At 64.4% G+C, this 16,727-nt stretch carries 13 protein-coding genes; 9 read left to right on the forward strand and 4 right to left on the reverse strand.

Annotated elements, in window-relative coordinates:
• Window positions 1-68: 68 nt before the first annotated feature.
• Complete coding sequence (locus tag C2H86_RS04150) at window positions 69-947, reverse strand: LysR family transcriptional regulator (RefSeq protein ID WP_159411549.1); 879 nt, start codon at window positions 945-947, stop codon at window positions 69-71.
• A gap of 107 nt (window positions 948-1,054) precedes the next feature.
• Between C2H86_RS04150 and C2H86_RS04155 the strand changes: the two genes are divergently transcribed.
• A complete protein-coding gene (locus tag C2H86_RS04155; protein WP_159411550.1) occupies window positions 1,055-1,774 on the forward strand; it encodes an AzlC family ABC transporter permease in 720 nt (239 codons plus the stop codon).
• Entirely contained in the window at window positions 1,771-2,097 is a 327-nt protein-coding gene (locus tag C2H86_RS04160; protein WP_159411551.1) for an AzlD domain-containing protein, read from the forward strand. Before C2H86_RS04155 ends, C2H86_RS04160 begins: the two co-directional genes overlap by 4 nt.
• Window positions 2,098-2,446: 349 nt before the next feature.
• Here C2H86_RS04160 and C2H86_RS04165 read toward each other — a convergent pair whose 3' ends face one another.
• A complete protein-coding gene (locus tag C2H86_RS04165; protein ID WP_159411552.1) occupies window positions 2,447-4,285 on the reverse strand; it encodes a diguanylate cyclase domain-containing protein in 1,839 nt (612 codons plus the stop codon).
• A gap of 132 nt (window positions 4,286-4,417) precedes the next feature.
• On the opposite strand from C2H86_RS04165, the gene C2H86_RS04170 reads away from it, so the two are divergent.
• On the forward strand, window positions 4,418-5,374 hold the full coding sequence (locus C2H86_RS04170; RefSeq protein ID WP_159411553.1) for an endonuclease: 957 nt from the start codon (window positions 4,418-4,420) through the stop codon (window positions 5,372-5,374).
• A 140-nt stretch (window positions 5,375-5,514) separates the two neighbouring features.
• Here the strand turns inward: C2H86_RS04170 and C2H86_RS04175 are convergent, their stop codons facing one another.
• On the reverse strand, window positions 5,515-7,149 hold the full coding sequence (locus tag C2H86_RS04175) for a twin-arginine translocation signal domain-containing protein (protein ID WP_159411554.1): 1,635 nt from the start codon (window positions 7,147-7,149) through the stop codon (window positions 5,515-5,517).
• 177 nt (window positions 7,150-7,326) lie between these two features.
• Between C2H86_RS04175 and pvdM the strand changes: the two genes are divergently transcribed.
• The 6 genes from pvdM (at window position 7,327) to C2H86_RS04205 (ending at window position 15,708) form a co-directional block, all read left to right on the forward strand.
• On the forward strand, window positions 7,327-8,685 hold the full coding sequence (gene pvdM, locus C2H86_RS04180) for a pyoverdine-tailoring dipeptidase-like protein PvdM (RefSeq protein ID WP_159411555.1): 1,359 nt from the start codon (window positions 7,327-7,329) through the stop codon (window positions 8,683-8,685).
• Window positions 8,685-9,974, forward strand: coding sequence for a pyoverdine-tailoring periplasmic protein PvdN (gene pvdN, locus C2H86_RS04185; protein WP_159411556.1), 1,290 nt, complete (start codon window positions 8,685-8,687; stop codon window positions 9,972-9,974). The genes pvdM and pvdN overlap by 1 nt, the downstream gene beginning before the upstream one ends.
• A gap of 25 nt (window positions 9,975-9,999) precedes the next feature.
• Entirely contained in the window at window positions 10,000-10,854 is an 855-nt protein-coding gene (locus C2H86_RS04190) for a formylglycine-generating enzyme family protein (protein WP_159411557.1), read from the forward strand.
• A gap of 155 nt (window positions 10,855-11,009) precedes the next feature.
• The gene (locus C2H86_RS04195; protein ID WP_159411558.1) at window positions 11,010-12,668 is read left to right on the forward strand and encodes a cyclic peptide export ABC transporter; all 1,659 of its coding nucleotides are present in this window, start codon (window positions 11,010-11,012) and stop codon (window positions 12,666-12,668) included.
• 84 nt (window positions 12,669-12,752) lie between these two features.
• Window positions 12,753-15,233, forward strand: a complete 2,481-nt coding sequence (locus C2H86_RS04200; RefSeq protein WP_159411559.1) for a TonB-dependent siderophore receptor — start codon at window positions 12,753-12,755, stop codon at window positions 15,231-15,233.
• Window positions 15,234-15,444: 211 nt separating this feature from the next.
• Window positions 15,445-15,708, forward strand: a complete 264-nt coding sequence (locus C2H86_RS04205; RefSeq protein WP_159411560.1) for a DUF3077 domain-containing protein — start codon at window positions 15,445-15,447, stop codon at window positions 15,706-15,708.
• 39 nt (window positions 15,709-15,747) lie between these two features.
• Here C2H86_RS04205 and C2H86_RS04210 read toward each other — a convergent pair whose 3' ends face one another.
• Window positions 15,748-16,695: an alpha/beta hydrolase gene (locus C2H86_RS04210; RefSeq protein ID WP_159411561.1), complete on the reverse strand. Its 948-nt coding sequence runs from the start codon at window positions 16,693-16,695 to the stop codon at window positions 15,748-15,750.
• Window positions 16,696-16,727 lie beyond the last annotated feature (32 nt).

Consider the following 16,727-nt stretch of genomic DNA (forward strand, 5'->3'; position numbering starts at 1 on the left):
TAGCCAGAACGTCCTATTTTCGTGGCTTGCACGGCTGGCACGGGTGTTACCCCGCAAGGGGCCACACCCTAGGCCAACAGTTTCAATGCTTCCTCTACGGCCGCCACACGCGGGTTGCCCGTGGCACCGGGCAGGCGCCATGCCGCGATGGTCAACCCCAGCGGCACCGAACGGGCCAGGGGCGCGACCAGTTCGCCACTGTCGAGGTATGGCTGGATCAGGCTCCTGCGCCCGATCAGCACGCCAGCGCCCAGCAAGGCTTGCTGCACCGCGATCGAATAAAGGGAAAAACCGGGGCCTCGGGCCACGAAGTGCTGTTCAGGCATGATCGCCGCCGACCAGACATCCCAGTCCTGCCAACCGACATCCTTGATGCAGCGCGCACTGGCCAAGTCTGCCGGCGCGGTGATCTGCGCGGCCAGCGCGGGGCTGCATACCGGCAGGATGTCTTCATCGGCCAGCTTGCGCTGGCCGCGCTCGACCTGCTCGATGTAGAACAGGCAAAGGTCGAACGGGCTGCGCTTGAGGTTGGGCGGTTCATCGACCGCCGTCACCGAGATCTCGATGGGTGCGAGCATTTCGGTCAGGCGCGGCAATCGCGGCCCGAGCCACAACTGGGCCAGCGCCGGCGAAGTGACGATATGCACCCGCTGCGGCGCAGCCAGCCGGCGCAAGGTACGGGCAGCCTCCTCCACCGCATCGAAGGCCTCGGTGAACTGCGTCTTCACGCTTTCGCCCAGCGGGGTCAGGCGCACGCCCTTGGCATGGCGTTCGAACAGGGCGGCGCCGTACTGGGTTTCCAGGGTCTTGATCAACGCCGCAATCGCCCCAGGCGTGACTTTCAGTTCGTGGGCAGCCCGGGCAAAACCGCCGAGCCGCGCCGACGCTTCGAAGGCGCGCAAGGCATTGAGCTGCAGGGTGTGCCGGGTTGGTGAATCGAGCGACATGGTTCAAGGCCTATTTTTTTTAGGCCTAATATTCCAGAAATCTGCGTTGTTACCAAGCCGGGCGGGTTTTACCTTGAGCTAGCCAGATGAATGTTCAAGGAACCCAAATGCCTTACAAAAGCGCGACGCACGCATTCACCGAGGGTGTCCGCGCGGTTTTGCCACTGATGACCGGTATGGTGCCCTTCGGCCTGATCACCGGGGTGACGGCCATCGGTATTGGCATGTCGCCGCTCGACGCCATGGGCATGACCCTGCTGTTCTATTCCGGCTCCGCGCAGATGGTGGTGCTGCAGTTGATGCAAAGCGGCGCGCTGCCACTGACCATGGTGGTCACCGCGTTGGTGATCAACCTGCGCTTCCTGATGTACAGCGCAGCCCTGGCCCCGCACCTGAGCGACCTGCCACGACGCAAGACCTGGTCGTTGTCCTACTTGCTTTCCGACCAGTCGTTCGCCCTGTGCAGCCTGAAATTCGGCGCCGGCGGCCTCGGTCGATTTGCCTTCCCCTACTACCTGGGCACCGCCTTGCCGATGTGGTTCGGCTGGAACCTGGCGGTGCTGGCCGGCGTGTACCTGGGCACCGGCATTCCAGAGTCCTGGTCGCTGGGCTTTGCCATTCCGCTGTCGTTCCTGGCACTGCTGGTGCCGGGCATCCGTAACCCGGCGATGCTGGGCGCAGCGGTGGTGGGCGGCGCGCTGGCGGTGCTGGCACACGACCTGCCCTACAACCTCGGCCTGCTGGTCGCCTCGCTGGGCGGTGTGATCAGCGGGCTGAGCATCGAACAACTGCGCAAGGGCGCACCCGTGGCAGCGGAGGCGCCATGAACGACGTGACACCATGGATCACCTTCGCCCTGATCGGGCTGGGCACCTTTGCGATACGACTGTCGTTCATCGAGTTCTACGGCGCGTTGCGCATTCCGCCGATGTTGCGCCGCGCCCTGGTGTATGTGCCGGCCAGTGTGTTGGCTGCGCTGGTGCTGCCGGCCGTGGTGTTCAAGGCCGGGCAGCCGGGTATCGACTGGAGCAACCCGCAGATACCGGCCGCGATCGTGGCCGGATTGGTCGCCTGGCGCACGCGCAGCACGCTGCTGACCCTGGCGGTGGGTATGGGGGCGTTGTGGGGGTTGCAGTATTTGGGGGTTTGATCGGCTGATGATGGCGCTGTGGCGGGCAGGTGTTCGCCATGACACATTCAGCGCCTGTGAGATCGAACGCCGCCCGCGCGGCGCATCGCGAGCTTTGCTCGCTCCTACGTTTTTTTCGGGCCAATTATTCCTGTGGGATTTGCGCGCGAACGCCTTGGCGCATGGCGCGATATCGGGTTGTACAAACAAGGCAGTCGCGCGCGTATGCCCCAGGCGTTACTGGCCGGAAACAAACGTAGGAGCGAGCAAAGCTCGCGATGCGCCGCGCGGGCGGCGCTCGATCTCCCAGGCCCTGCATCTGTTGTGGCGGACAGTTGCATGCCCCCGTGCGATCTTCAGGCGATCTCCCTCAATCCCCCACCAGACTAAACCTGTTCCGCCCCCCTCGCTTGGCCTCATACATCGCCTTGTCCGCCAACGCCAAAGCCTCCTCGGCACTCTGCGGGTCATGCCCGGACAAATTCAGATAAACCCCGATACTGGCCCCCACAGCCACTTCGGCCCCTTCTACCGCAACCGGCGCCGACAGCACGTCGCACAACTTGCGCGCAATATCCCGGGCTGATGCCTGGTTGGCCACGGCCTGGGCGATGACCACGAACTCGTCCCCGGCCAGCCTGGCCACCGTGTCGTCCGCGCGCATGATCGCCAGCATTCGCCCCGCAGCAGCCTGCAACACGGCATCACCCGCCTCGTGGCCATGCTGGTCGTTAACTTGCTTGAAGCCATCCAGGTCGATGAAGAACAAGGCAAACGCAGCCCGCTGCTGCAGGGCGAAATCCAGCTCTTCATGCAACGCCGCGCGGTTGGGCAGGCCGGTAAGCGGGTCGAGGGTGGCCTGGTCGAGCAGGGTCTTTTCCTTGCGCTTGCGCTCGGTCACGTCCAGCGACATGACGAAAAAGCCCTCGACCTTGCCGTTGCGGATATCCGGCACATAGGACGCGTGCCAGATCCGCGAGTCGTCGGGGCTGTAACGCACGTTGTCAGCTTCCACCCGCTCGCCGGCCAATGCCTTGTGAAAGCACGGCAGCAGCTGCTGGTAGACGTCCGCCGGCAGCACATCCTGCACCTTGCGGCCTTTGAGCTGGGTCGGTTCGACGCCGAAGATCTGCCGGTACACGGCATTGTTGAAGCGGTATTCGAGGTTGGTGCCGATCTGCGCGATCAGCACCGGGATATTGTCGGCGATGGCCTGCAGGGTTTCCTGGCTACGTGCCAGCTCTTCGGTGCGCTGCGCCACCTGCTGCTCCAGGGTCGCCTGGTAGCGCTGCAGTTGCTGCTGGCGGCGCTTGCGTTCGCTGACGTCACGCACGAACACGACCAGCTGCTCGGTAACGCCGTGCGCGTCGCGCAGTGCCGACACGCTCAGCTCGCTCCACAGTGCGTCATTGCCGGGGGTGACCAGCCGCACTTCGATGACCAGCGAATCCAGCTCGCCGGCAACGATCTGCTGCCAGGGCTCGTCCAGCTTGGCCAGGTCCTGTGGGTCGATCAGCTCGCCAAGCCGGGTCAGCACCAACCACTCCCGGGCCCTGCCCAGCAACTGGCAGAATTCCCGGTTGGGCTCAAGGATGCGCCCGTCAAGATCGACCAAGGCCTTGCTCGTCGGGCTGTTGTCGAACACCCGGTGGAAACGCGCCTCGGAGGATATCAAAGCGCCCTGCTCCGCCTGCTGCAGCGCGCTGCCCGAGTCAATGGCCAGGCTGCGGTGGAGCATCTCGCGCTCGACGATCCGCGCCAGGTCGCGCAGGTGCGCCAACTCGGTTTCCGACACCTGGCGGGGCCGGGTGTCCAGCACACACAGGGTGCCCACGGTCAGCTCGCCGGCAAAACGCAGCGGCACGCCGGCATAGAAACGGATGCGCGGCCCGCCGGTCACCAGCGGGTTGTCCTCGAAACGCGGATCGGCGCAGGCATCCGGGATCACCAGGATGTCTTCGGCATGCAGGGCATGGGCACAGAACGCCACATCGCGCGTGGTTTCGGCAACCTCCACGCCCTGGCGCGACTTGAACCACTGGCGGTTCATGTCGACCAGCGATACCAATGCCATGGGTACATCGAGCAGCACACTGGCTAACCGGGTGATGCGGTCGAAGGTTTCTTCGGCCGGGGTATCGAGGATGTTCAGGCTCTCGAGGAAACACAGGCGGGCTGCTTCGTTGAGAGGCGATGGGGCAATTTGCATGACAACTCGCTCGACAAAATCCTGACCCGCAAACGATAGCGGCGCAGCGCTCAAGCGCAAGCCTTTGATCTCTTCTTTCAAATCGCTCAAGCCGTATAATCGCGTTTTTTTGTAAGCCTAAGACGTATTTTCATGAAGAAACTGCTTTGCGCCGTCGCCCTCGCCTTCGCCGCCATCCCCGCCGCCTTCGCCACCCCACCCGCCACCTTCACCGAAGCCAAGGTGGTCGCCAAACAGAAGATCTACCTCGACCAGGGCAACAGCGCCATGGGCGAGTTGTACTGTGGCTGCAAGTGGACCTGGGTCGGCAAGTCCGGCGGCCGGGTCGACCTGAAATCCTGTGGTTATGAAACCCGCAAGCTGCAGACCCGCGCCGAGCGTACCGAGTGGGAGCACATCGTCCCGGCCTGGACCTTCGGCCACCAGCGCCAGTGCTGGCAGAACGGCGGGCGCGAGCAGTGCGTCGACAGCGACCCGACCTTCCGCGCCATGGAGGCCGACCTGTTCAACCTCTACCCGTCCGTGGGCGAAGTGAACGGTGACCGCAGCAACTTCAACTACGGCATGGTCTCTGGCGTTGCGCCGCAGTACGGCCAGTGCACCACCAAGATCGACTTCCAGCAGAAAACCGCCGAGCCACGCGACGAGGTGAAGGGGCTGGTGGCACGCACCACGTTCTACATGTTCGATCGCTACAAGCTAAGCATGTCGCGCCAGCAGCAACAGGTGCTGATGGCCTGGGACAAGCAGCATCCGGTGACGGCCTGGGAGAAGCAGCGTGACCAGCGGATTGCTGCGATCATGGGGCACAACAACCCGTTCGTGACCGGTGAGCGCAAGTGGGCGTTGGGGTATACGCCGCAGGGTGCGGCTGTGGTGCCGACCACAGCAGTGAAAGAGGCGGCCAAGCCGACACTGGCCAGTACGGCAGCAAGCGGTGCGGTGCTAGGTAACCGCAATAGCCATGTGTATCACCTGGCCAGTGGTTGCCCGGGGTACAGCCAGGTTTCGCAGAAGAACCAGGTGGCGTTTGGCAGTGAGGCCGAGGCGATGGCGGCGGGGTATCGCAAGGCGGGGAACTGCAAGTAAGGGTGTGGGGGTTGTGTGAGGGCTGGCAATTGCCTGCCGCAACAGTTGCAGCGCCTTTGAGATCGAGCGCCGCCCGCGCGGCGCTCGATCTCCCAGGCGCTGAACCTGTCATGGCGAGCACCTGCAAGCCATCAAGCAACCTAAACCGACCCCTCCGGCAACTTCATATGCCGCGCATACCAAGGCCTGCGCGGCGTCCGCCGCAGCAGGTCGCCAACATCCCGCTCACCACTGAAGGCAATGCGCAACGCCAGCTTCATCGCTTCGACCTCCATCTCCCCAGCACCGCCCCCGGCATCGGAAATCCCCCCACACCCATGGGTCATCGGCCCAAGCCAAGGGTCGCCAACCTGCACCCAACGCCCCGGCGCAAACCACGACACACCATTGACCTCACGCCGCTGCACTTCCCCCGGGTGGGCGCGCTCGTGGGCCCGGTACCAGTCCTCGATGCGGTCGTCGATCCAGCCATGGAAACGCCAGAACACCGGATTCACATGGGACGAGAACGGGTCGCCAAGGAAGTCGTTTTCCTCACGGAACCAGCGTGCCGCGTAGTCCGTCTGCTCGCGGTCACCCATAACCGGCATGCCGTTGGACGGGTCGCGGGTGACCGTGGCCCAACGTATGTGTAGCCAGTCGTGAATGTTCATCTCCACTTCCGAACCGAACTGCCCCAGGGTCAGGCGGCTGAGGTAGTCCGGGTCCTGGTATTGCGATTCCCAGACCTGGAAATTGCTGAAGAAAGTCTCCGCCGCCTTGACGCCATGCAGCCACTGGCTCAGCTCTTCATCATCTGCCGCGACCCAGGCCGGCGGCACCGAGTTGCCGTCATGGTTTTCCTGATAGCGGATGAACCCCAACCGGTCGTATTCGAGCTGCGGCGACGGCAGCGGCAGCTGTGTCCAGTTCGGCAGGTCAGGCTGCAGGCCGCGGGCGTGCCCCAGCATGTGCCGGTGCATGAAGAAGAAATCCTCGCCCGAACCATTGAGGTGCTTGCGCCGCCCACGTGCGCCACGCTCGGCGTCACGCGGGCCAGGTTGCCAGCCGGCACCGCGCAGGCCATCCCGCTTGTGATCGTCCAGGCGATGCCACTTGTCGCGGGTGGCATGCCACACCTGGTGGAACAGGCGGTGCTCGGGGGAGTTCAGCCAGGCCATCAGCGCCGGCGCCAGCGGCGTGACCTGGCGTGCCTCGGGGAAAGCGCGTTTGCTGGCGACGAAGTGGTTGTCCGGCTCAGTGCTCAACAAAGGCCGGTCGATGCGGCGGATGCGCCCGGTCAGGGTGCCCGTGCCAGCGTTGCCCCAAGAGGCCCAGACCTCATCAAGGGTCGCCTCCAGCTCATGGCTGGGCGCCGACGCCCCAACCGGCACCAGACGCCAGCGAACCTTGCCGGCATCGGCGGCGACCAGCTCGCCGAGCACGCGGTAGTGCGGCGGCTCACTGCCGCGCAGGCGCTCAGCCACGTCGACAAAACCACGCAGCGAGCGACCCGTCGGGCCGACATCGAGCAGCATCTGCACCCCTTCCAAGGGCAGGCCGTCCAGGCCAGCCTCGGCGCCACTGAAGCGCACATCCCAGATGCCGCGCAGCTTGTCACCGATGCGCACGCCCGCACCGGCGGCGGCCTCGACCGTGGCCTCGCCGGGGGTCTCGACCTCGTCTTTCTTGAGTTTCTCGTCGTGGTCTGCCGGCTGGCGCGCATACCACGCTGCCGACCCCGCCGCACCGGCTACCGCCAGCCCCACCATGAACCCACGCCTGGAAAACCTCATCGCCACATCCGTATCCGTGTCAGCCACGCCTATCGAGCTAGAACGAGATGCCGCGCGGCAAATTTACCGGCAGCACGGCGCTAAATTTCCCGCTGTCGCGCTCGTCCCTCCGTGACAGGCAAGCCCCGTGATCGCGGCTGCCGCAACCGCATCGACCCTGCAACCAACGGGATGGCAATGAACACGACACGCTTGCGCAAGGCCCCCTACCTCGCTGCCCTGGCGCTGATCCTCGCGCTTGCGGGCGCGGCGGCTTGGTACTTCTTCATCTACCAGCCCGCTGGCTACCCGCGCGAGGTGATGAAACATGCCGAAGACCTTCAGGAGCGCATCATCTCCTTCGACAGCCACATCACCGTGCCGCTGAACTTCGGCACCGAAGGCAAGGAGGCCGACAAGGATGGCAGCGGCCAGTTCGACCTGGTCAAGGCCGGCCGCGGCCGGCTCTCCGGTGCGGCGCTGACGATCTTCGGCTGGCCGGAGATCTGGAACGGCGACAACGCGCCCCATCGCCCGACCGCTGCCTTCGTCGACGAAGCACGCCAGCAGCAGGAGATGCGCTACAAGATCCTTACCGGCATGGTTCGCGACTACCCCAACCAGGTCGCCATCGCCTACACCCCTGCCGACTTCCGCCGCCTGCACGGCGAAGGCAAGTTCGCGATCTTCCTCAGCATGCTCAATGCCTACCCGCTGGGCCACGACCTCAATGCCCTGGACACCTGGGCCGCCCGCGGCATGCGCATGTTCGGCTTCAGCTACGTGGGCAACAACGCCTGGGCCGACTCTTCGCGCCCGCTGCCGTTCCTCAACGACACCCCCGACGCCTTCGGTGGCCTGTCGCCGCTGGGTGAGCAGGCCGTGGGCCGGCTCAACGACCTTGGCGTGATCATCGACGTGTCGCAGATGTCCACCCTGGCCCTGGAAGACGTTGCCCGCCTGAGCCGCGCGCCGATGGTCGCCTCCCACTCCGCACCGCGTGCGCTGGTGGACATCCCGCGCAACCTCAGCGACCACGAGCTGCAGGCGATCAAGCACAGCGGCGGCGTGGTGCAGGTAGTGGGCTTCCCGGCCTACCTCAAGCCCCTGAGCCAGGGCACCCTGGACAAGCTCAATGCCCTGCGCAAGCGCTTCGACCTGCAACCGCTGAACGGTCTGGCCAACGCCTTGATGCCGGGTGATGCGATCATCTCCATCTGGCCCGAGAAGAAGTTCGGCGAGTACGCCAGCGCGCTCTACGCCATCCTCGACGAAGAGCCCCGCGCCACGGTCAAGGACATGGTCGACGCCATCGACTATACGGTGCGCAAGATCGGCATCGACCATGTCGGCATCGCCTCCGACTTCAACGACGGTGGCGGCGTCACCGGCTGGATGAACGTCGGTGAGTCGCGCAACGTCACCGCCGAGCTGATCCAGCGCGGCTACTCCGATGCCGACATCGCCAAGCTGTGGGGCGGGAACTTCCTGCGTGTGTGGGAAGAAGTGCAGCGCCTGGCCAAGCCCGGTGCCAACACGCAAGCGGAGCGTGGTTGATGAACGACCGTCGCCGCTTTCTCAAGCAGGCTGGCCTGCTCGCCGCCGCCCTGCCCTTGACCGGCAGCTTTGCCCAGACCGCACTGGCAGCCGCGCCTGCGGCGAAACCCGGCCAGGGCAAATGGCAAGCCCTGCGCCAGCAGTTCGACCTGGATCCGGCCTACCTGCACTTCTGCAATTTCCTGCTGGCCTCCCACCCCCGTGTGGTCAGCGAGGCCATCGCCCGCTTCCGCGCGCGGCTGGACCAGAACCCGGGCGAAATGGTCGACTGGGACCGCGAAGAACTCTGGGGTTATGAAAATGACGTGCGCGCCTGGGCCGGTCGCTACTTCGGCGTGCAACCAGGCCAGGTGGCCCTGACCGGCAGCACCACCGAAGGTTTGTCGATGATCTACGGCGGCCTGCAGGTGGCGCCGGGCAAGGAGATCCTGGTCAGCGCCCACGAGCACTACTCCACCAACACCCGCCTCGAATACCGCGAGCAGATGATGGGCACCCGAGTGCGCCGTGTGGCGCTGTTCAAAGACCCGCAGCTGGCCTCGGTGGACGAGATGCTGGGCAATATCCGCCAGGCCATCCGCCCCGAAACCCGCGTGCTGGGCATGACCTGGGTGCAGTCCGGCAGCGGCGTCAAGCTGCCGATCCGCGAAGTCGGCGAACTGGTGAAAACCGTCAACCAAAGCCGCGACGAGCAGGACCGGATCATCTACGTGGTCGACGGCGTGCACGGCTTCGGCATCGAGGACGTAACCTTCGCCGACTTCAACTGCGACTATTTCATCGCCGGTACCCACAAGTGGCTGTTCGGCCCACGCGGCACCGGCGTGATCATCGCCCGCGAAGAAAAGCCGCAGCCGTACCTGGTGCCCAGCTTGCCGACCTTCACCAAGGGCGAGAACTTCGGCACCTTGATGACCCCCGGCGGCTACCACGCCTTCGACCACCGCCTGGCCCTGGGCAAGGCGTTCGAACTACACCTGCAACTGGGCAAGGCCGATGTCCAGGCCCGCGTGCACCAGCTCAACGACTACCTCAAGCAGCGCCTCGCCGAGCACACCAAGGTGCAGATGGTGACGCCACGCAGCAGCCAGCTGTCCGCAGGCTTCACCTTCTTCCGCGTCGAAGGCCGCGATTGTGACGCCGTCGCCCGCCACCTGATGGCCAACAAGGTGATCAGCGACGCCGTGGACCGTGACGTCGGCCCAGTGGTGCGCCTGGCCCCGAGCCTGCTCAACGACGAAGCCGAAATCGACCGGGTGATGGCCATCCTCACCCCGCAACTCGCCTGACCTTTTGCCTTTCAAGAGAACCGCCATGCACATGTTCAAGCCCCTGGCCCTGGTGGCCGCCCTGCTCGCCAGCGCCCCGGCCTTCGCCGCCGACGCGCACGCACCTGGCAAGACGTTCAAGGACTGCAAGGATTGCCCCGAGATGGTCGTGCTGCCCGCCGGCAGTTTCACCATGGGCGTACCCGATGACGAAGTCGGCCGCCAGCCGGACGAAGGCCCGATGCACACCGTGACCTTTGCCAAGCCCTTCGCCATCAGCCAGTTCCAGGTGCAGGCCAAACAGCTGCAGGCCTGGCAGCGCGACGCCAAGGTCACCCTCCCCGACGGCGACGACCGCCCGGGCCGGCGTTGCACCAACGGCAAGCCCAGCTACCCGCAAGGCCCCGACCAGCCGGCGGTGTGCATCAGCTACGACGAGGTCAAGGCCTACGTCGCCTGGCTGTCGAAGAAGACCGGCAAGCACTACCGCATGCTCAGCGAAGCCGAGCGCGAATACGGTGCCCGCGCAGGCACCAGCGGCCCGTTCCCGTTCCCCTTCGATGAAGGCAAGGAATACAGCATCGCCAAGCATGCCAACACCTATGGCGCCGCCGACGGCTACAACTACACCTCGCCCGCCGGCAGCTTCCCGGCCAACGCCTTCGGCCTGTACGACATGCATGGCAACGTCTACGAATGGGTCGCCGACTGCATGCACGACAATTACGTCGGCGCCCCCAGCGACGGCAGCGCCTGGATGGAAGCGAGCTGCGAGTACAACCACATCCGTGGCAATGATTACAGCGAAGCGCCGGTGTTCTCCCGCTCCGGCAACCGCAACTACCGCGAACCCTACGTGCGCGGCGACTGGCTGGGCTTCCGGGTAGCCCGCGAGCTCTGAAGCGCGCGCCGCCAGCTCCACCTGCCCAGGCCCACGGCCTGGGCCTCCTAAATAAGAACACTTCTCGAACGTCTTCCTCACAGGGCAAAGGCCCGCACGGCGCCTGCCCCGCACAGCGCCCCAAAGCGCATCCGCGCATCCACCAGGAACTCAGCATGAACCAATCGACCCCTGGCGCACTTCGCGAACTCCTCGGCTTGCTCAAACCCTACCGGCTGATCGTCGCCTTTGCCGTCGGGCTGGGCATCGTCGGCGGCTTCTGCATCACCTTGCTGCTGGCCAACATCAACAACCTGCTGCATGCCCCCGGCGCCCTGAGCTGGGGCGTGGTGCTGGCGTTCGCCGGTATCTGTCTGGTGGCGCTGGCCTCCTCCATCGCCTCGGACATCGGCACCAACTACGTAGGTCAGCATGTGATCGCCGGCTTGCGCCGCGACCTGGGCGAGAAGGTACTCAGTGCCCCCATCGAACAGATCGAGCGCTACCGCAGCCACCGCCTGATTCCGGTACTGACCCATGACGTCGACACCATCAGCGACTTCGCCTTCGCCTTCGCGCCGCTGGCCATCTCGCTGTCGGTGACCCTGGGCTGCCTGGGTTACCTGGCGCAGCTGTCGTGGCCGATGTTCCTGATCGCCGCCCTTGCCGTGCTGATCGGTACTGCCGTGCAGTACATCGCACGCATCCGTGGCATCCGCGGTTTCAACGAAGCCCGCGAGGCCGAAGACGAACTGCAGAAGCACTACGACGGTGTCGCCTCGGGCGCCAAGGAACTGCGCATCAGCCGTCCGCGTCGCCAGCGCATGTTCAATGAGCGCATCAGTCGCACGGCTAACTTTATCCGTGACACCCATGTGCGCTCGATCAACATTTTCGTCATCGCCAAGAGCCTGGGCTCGATGCTGTTCTTCGTGGTCATCGGCCTGGTGCTGGCCCTGCAGCAGGCCCAGTTGGTCAGCGACCCCAAGGTCACCAGCGGCTTCGTGCTGGTGCTGCTGTACATGAAAGGGCCGCTGGAGCACCTGGTCTCGACCCTGCCGATCGTCAGCCGTGCGCAGATCGCCTTCCGCCGCATCGCCGAGCTGTCGCGCCAGTTCTCCTCCCCGGAGCCGCACCTGCTGCTCGACGCCGCCGAAGTACCCAATCAGCAGATCCGCAGCCTTGAACTGCGTGACGTGCGCTTCGCCTTCCCACCAGTAGAGGGCGCAGCGCCGTTTGCCCTGGGGCCGATCAACCTGCGCATCGAACAGGGCGACATTCTGTTCATCGTCGGCGAGAACGGCTGCGGCAAGACAACCCTGATCAAATTGCTGCTGGGCCTGTACGCACCACACGAAGGCGAAATCGTACTGGACGGCCAAGCCGTCACCGCCAGCAACCGCGACGACTATCGCCAGCTGTTCACCACGGTATTCGCCGACTACTACCTGTTCGATGACCTGCTGCAGGACGGCCAGGCCCTGCCCGAGGATGCCGGCAAGTACCTGCAACGCCTGGAGATCGCGCACAAGGTGCAGATCCGCGACGGCGCCTTCACCACCACCGACCTGTCCACCGGCCAGCGCAAGCGCCTGGCGCTGGTCAACGCCTGGCTGGAGAAACGCCCGGTGCTGGTGTTCGACGAATGGGCCGCCGACCAGGACCCGACATTCCGCCGCATTTTCTACACCGAACTGCTGCCGGAACTGAAGCGTCTGGGCAAGACCATCATCGTCATCAGCCACGACGACCGCTACTTCGACGTGGCCGATCACCTGCTGCGTTTGCGCAACGGCAAGCGGGTGGAAAAAGAAATCACAGAATTTTCACATTGATCTTTCCGGTTCTGGGGAGCCGGTACGTCACATAAATGCAAATAAATCTCATAACTAGTCAATCTGCTAACACTGAGTATCCGCATGTCCATTACCACGGTTTCGCCGCTCGCCCGGGCGGTTCGCAGCAAATCACTGGCATTGCTCACCCCGTCGCTGCTGGCCTGTGCGCTGGCAGCTTCGATGAGCGCCCACGCCGAGCCCGTGCAACTGAATATCCCTTCTCAAGGGCTGGTCGGGGCACTCAACACACTGGCCAAACAGGCCGACCTGCAACTGCTCTACAGCCCGGAAACCGTGCGCAACACCACCGCACCGGCAGTCCGCGGCAACATGGAGCCGGAACAGGCGCTGCGCCTGCTGCTGCGTGACAGCGGCCTGACCTACCAGATCGACGGCCACACGGTAATCCTCAATGGCGCATCGGGTTCGTCTTCGGCGATGGAGCTGGGGCCGCTCAACATCAATGCCAATGCACTGAACGCCACGAGTGAGGGGACCAACTCGTACGCCGCGCGCGCCGTGACCATTGGCAAAGGCGTGCACACCCTGAAGGAAACGCCGCAGTCGGTCACCGTCATGACCCGCAAGATGCTCGATGACCAGAACCTCAACACCCTCGAGCAGGTGCTGGACAAGACGCCCGGCATCACCACCTACGACTCGCCCATGGGCGGCAAGTACTTCTACTCGCGCGGTTTCAACCTCGACGGCCAGTACCAGTACGACGGCGTACCGCTGGATGTGGGCGGCAACTACGTGCAGGCCAACAGCTTTTCCAGCGACATGGCGTTCTATGACCGCGTCGAGATCCTCAAGGGCGCGGCCGGCATGATGAAGGGCTCCGGCTCCTCGGCCGGTGGCGTCAACTTCGTGCGCAAGCGTGGCCAGGAAAAGGCCCACACTTCTGTAACCTTGTCCGCTGGCAGCTGGGACAACTACCGCAGCCAGGTGGACGTGGGCGGCCCGCTGAACGAGTCGGGTACCGTGCGTGGCCGCGCCGTGGCGGCGCTGCAGGACAAACAGTACTTCTACGACAATTCCAAGCGCCAGGACCGCATCGCCTACGGCGCCATCGACTGGGACGTGACCCCCGTCACCACCCTGGGCTTTGGCCTGGCGTACGAGGATGTCGACGCCACGCCCTGCTACCACGGCCTGCCGCGCTATGCCGACGGCAGCGACCTGAAGCTGTCCCGCTCGACCTGCCTGGGTGCCAGCTGGAACGACCTGCAGAGCGAGCGCATCACCGCCTTCGCCGACGCCAAGCACCGCTTCAACGATGACTGGTCGCTGAACTTCGCGTCGGTCTACACCCACAACAACCAGAACATCGAGTACGGCTACTCCGAAGGTTCGGTGCCGGTGGGCGCCACCACCGGGGCGATGGGCCGCTACTCCGGCCGCTTCGATTACGACCAGGACGACTACGGCTTCGATAGCTACATCGACGGTAAATTCGAGGCGTTCGGCCTGGAGCACGAGCTGATCGTCGGTGTGAACGCCAGCCGCCAGAAGAACCACGACTACTTCGCCCTGCTGGCCTTGAGCGGCAGGCAAAACCCTTTCGACCCGTCGGATAACTTCCCGCATCCGTCGAAGGCCGACTACCAGACCGGCACCATCCGCGGCGGCCCGTTCCCGACCGACTCCACCACCAGCCAGTGGGGCACCTATGCCAACCTGCGCCTGAAACTGGCCGAGCCGCTCACCCTGGTGCTGGGCACCCGCGTCAGCTGGTACCGCAACAACCGCGATTCCTACACCCAGCGCTGGGACACCTGGGAGCATATCCGCAGCCAGGAAAACGGCGAGGTCACCCCGTTCGGCGCTCTGCTCTACGACCTGAACGACCAGTGGACCGCCTACGCCAGCTATGCGCAGATCTTCCAGCCACAAGGCAACCTGACCACTGCCGATGGGCAATCGCTGCAGCCCAAGACCGGCGGCAGCTATGAGCTCGGCATCAAGGGCGAGCTGCTCGACGGCCAGCTGAACACCTCGTTCAACCTGTTCCGCACCATCGAAGACCACCGCGCCGAAACCGACTACGAGAATGTCTGTGCCGGTTCCAGCGATGGCTACTGCTACACCGACAGCGGCAAGGTACGCGCCCAGGGCTTCGAGGCCGAGATCAGCGGTTCGCCGATCGATCGCCTGCAGTTGCTGGCCGGCTACACCTACACCCAGACCAAGTACCTGAAGACCATCAACGATACCGACCCGACCGAGCTGAACTTCACTTCCAGCTTCATTCCGCGGCACATGCTCAAGGTCTGGGGTGACTACCAGCTTGATGGCGCGCTGGATCGCTGGACCATCGGTGCCGGGGTGTCCAGCCAGAGCGACAACTTCCGCCGCCAAGGCAACATCCGCATCGAGCAGCCCGGCTACACCCTGTGGAGCGGCCGCGTGCAGTACCGCCTGGACGAGCACTGGACAGTGGCGGTCAATGGCAACAACCTGTTCGACAAGAAGTACTACTCCACCATCGGTGCTACCGGCTGGGGTAACTACTACGGCGAGCCACGCAACTTCATGCTGACCCTCAAGGGCGATTTCTGAAGAGCGGTTGCTTGAACATGGAAAGGGCCGCTTAGCGGCCCTTTTTGTTGGGTGAGCCTGCATTGAGGTTGGATTAGCGGGCCTCTTCGCGGGACAAGCCCGCTCCTACCGGTGATATGCAAGTCTTGAGGCCTGTGATCTCCCTGTAGGAGCGGGCTTGTCCCGCGAAGAGGCCAGAACAGGCAATCGAGAAACTTCAGGAGGGAATTTTATGACCACAGACGACACCCAATTCACTGTCGGCAAAACCACCTTCTTCCAAGGCGAACACCAGACCCATCCCCTGTTCCGCATCGAGCCAGGCATTCCCTGCCGGGATGCCCGCGAGCAGGCCTCGGAATTGATGGGCTATGTAAGAGAGTTGACCATCATCGGCCTGATGGATGAGAAACCGATGATGATCTGGGCATCCCACTATCTCAGTGCCATGGCCAAGGCACTGATGGATGATGCTGAACTGGGCATGACACGCTAAATGATGTGTCTGGGCGGCCAGGTGTACGCCGCCCCACCCCTACCCCAACGCCCTGCCCAACGCCGCACACAACCGCTCATGCACCTGCAGCACATCCGGCAGTACCGAAGCCATGCGCAGCAGGTCATGGGTCAACCCAGGCAACTCCACCAGCTCGACCTCAACCCCCGCCTCGCGCAACCGCTCGGCATAAGCCCGGCCTTCATCCAACAGCGGATCGAGCCCGGCCAGGGCGACGATGGCCGGCGCCACACCGCTCAGGTCCTCGGCCAGCAGCGGCGAGAAACGCCAGTCTTGGCGGTCCTGCGGGGTGCGTGCGTAATGGTCGTAGAACCATTCCAGGGTATCGCTCTCCAGCAGATAGCCCTCACCAAACAGCGTGCGCGAAACACTCTGCCGGCTGGCGTCGGTAACCGGGTAGCACAGCAGCTGGGCACGGGGCTTGAGCACCGCTCGCTCCCCCGCGCGCGCCGCTTCGATCGCCAGCACCGTGGCCAGGGTCGCCCCGGCGCTGTCGCCACCGAAGGCCACACGCGCACTGTCCAAGGCCAGGCGCTTGGCCTGGCTGGCCAACCAGGCCAAGGTATCCTGGCCATCCTCCAGGGCGACCGGGAAACGATGCTCTGGTGCCAGCCGGTAGCCCACCGCCAACACGGCACAACCGGAACGAGCGCATAGCTCACGGCACACGCCATCGTGGCTGTCGAGGCTGCCGACGACAAAACCGCCGCCGTGGAAATACACCAGCACCGGCAGCGGGGCCGTTGCCTGTGGCGGCCGATACAGGCGCAGCGGGATAACCGCGCCGTCCCTGGCCGGCGCTTGCAGCGCTTCGACCGCCAAGCCCGTGGGCGCAGCCCAGCGCAGTTGCTCGGTGGACTGCTGGAAGACCCGGCGAGCCTCTTCAGGGCTCATCTGATGAAACGGCGCGTTGTCAGCGTTGGCTTCAGCCAGGTCGAGAAAAGCTTCAAGTTCAGGATGCAGCATGGTGTTCCTCGATAGAGGGAGGCCTGCTGCGG

Origin of the sequence: Pseudomonas putida, assembly GCF_009883635.2 — a bacterium.
Classification (GTDB): Bacteria; Pseudomonadota; Gammaproteobacteria; order Pseudomonadales; family Pseudomonadaceae; genus Aquipseudomonas; species Aquipseudomonas putida_W.

Excerpts from the sequence above, each read along its gene's own strand:
- C2H86_RS04195 (WP_159411558.1), top strand. The coding sequence starts at position 11,010 with ATGAACCAATCGACCCCTGGCGCACTTCGCGAACTCCTCGGCTTGCTC.
- C2H86_RS04155 (WP_159411550.1), top strand. The coding sequence starts at position 1,055 with ATGCCTTACAAAAGCGCGACGCACGCATTCACCGAGGGTGTCCGCGCG.
- C2H86_RS04210 (WP_159411561.1), bottom strand. The coding sequence starts at position 16,695 with ATGCTGCATCCTGAACTTGAAGCTTTTCTCGACCTGGCTGAAGCCAAC.
- pvdN (WP_159411556.1), top strand. The coding sequence starts at position 8,685 with ATGAACGACCGTCGCCGCTTTCTCAAGCAGGCTGGCCTGCTCGCCGCC.
- C2H86_RS04160 (WP_159411551.1), top strand. The coding sequence starts at position 1,771 with ATGAACGACGTGACACCATGGATCACCTTCGCCCTGATCGGGCTGGGC.
- C2H86_RS04200 (WP_159411559.1), top strand. The coding sequence starts at position 12,753 with ATGTCCATTACCACGGTTTCGCCGCTCGCCCGGGCGGTTCGCAGCAAA.
- C2H86_RS04150 (WP_159411549.1), bottom strand. The coding sequence starts at position 947 with ATGTCGCTCGATTCACCAACCCGGCACACCCTGCAGCTCAATGCCTTG.
- C2H86_RS04175 (WP_159411554.1), bottom strand. The coding sequence starts at position 7,149 with ATGAGGTTTTCCAGGCGTGGGTTCATGGTGGGGCTGGCGGTAGCCGGT.
- C2H86_RS04190 (WP_159411557.1), top strand. The coding sequence starts at position 10,000 with ATGCACATGTTCAAGCCCCTGGCCCTGGTGGCCGCCCTGCTCGCCAGC.
- C2H86_RS04205 (WP_159411560.1), top strand. The coding sequence starts at position 15,445 with ATGACCACAGACGACACCCAATTCACTGTCGGCAAAACCACCTTCTTC.
- C2H86_RS04170 (WP_159411553.1), top strand. The coding sequence starts at position 4,418 with ATGAAGAAACTGCTTTGCGCCGTCGCCCTCGCCTTCGCCGCCATCCCC.
- C2H86_RS04165 (WP_159411552.1), bottom strand. The coding sequence starts at position 4,285 with ATGCAAATTGCCCCATCGCCTCTCAACGAAGCAGCCCGCCTGTGTTTC.
- pvdM (WP_159411555.1), top strand. The coding sequence starts at position 7,327 with ATGAACACGACACGCTTGCGCAAGGCCCCCTACCTCGCTGCCCTGGCG.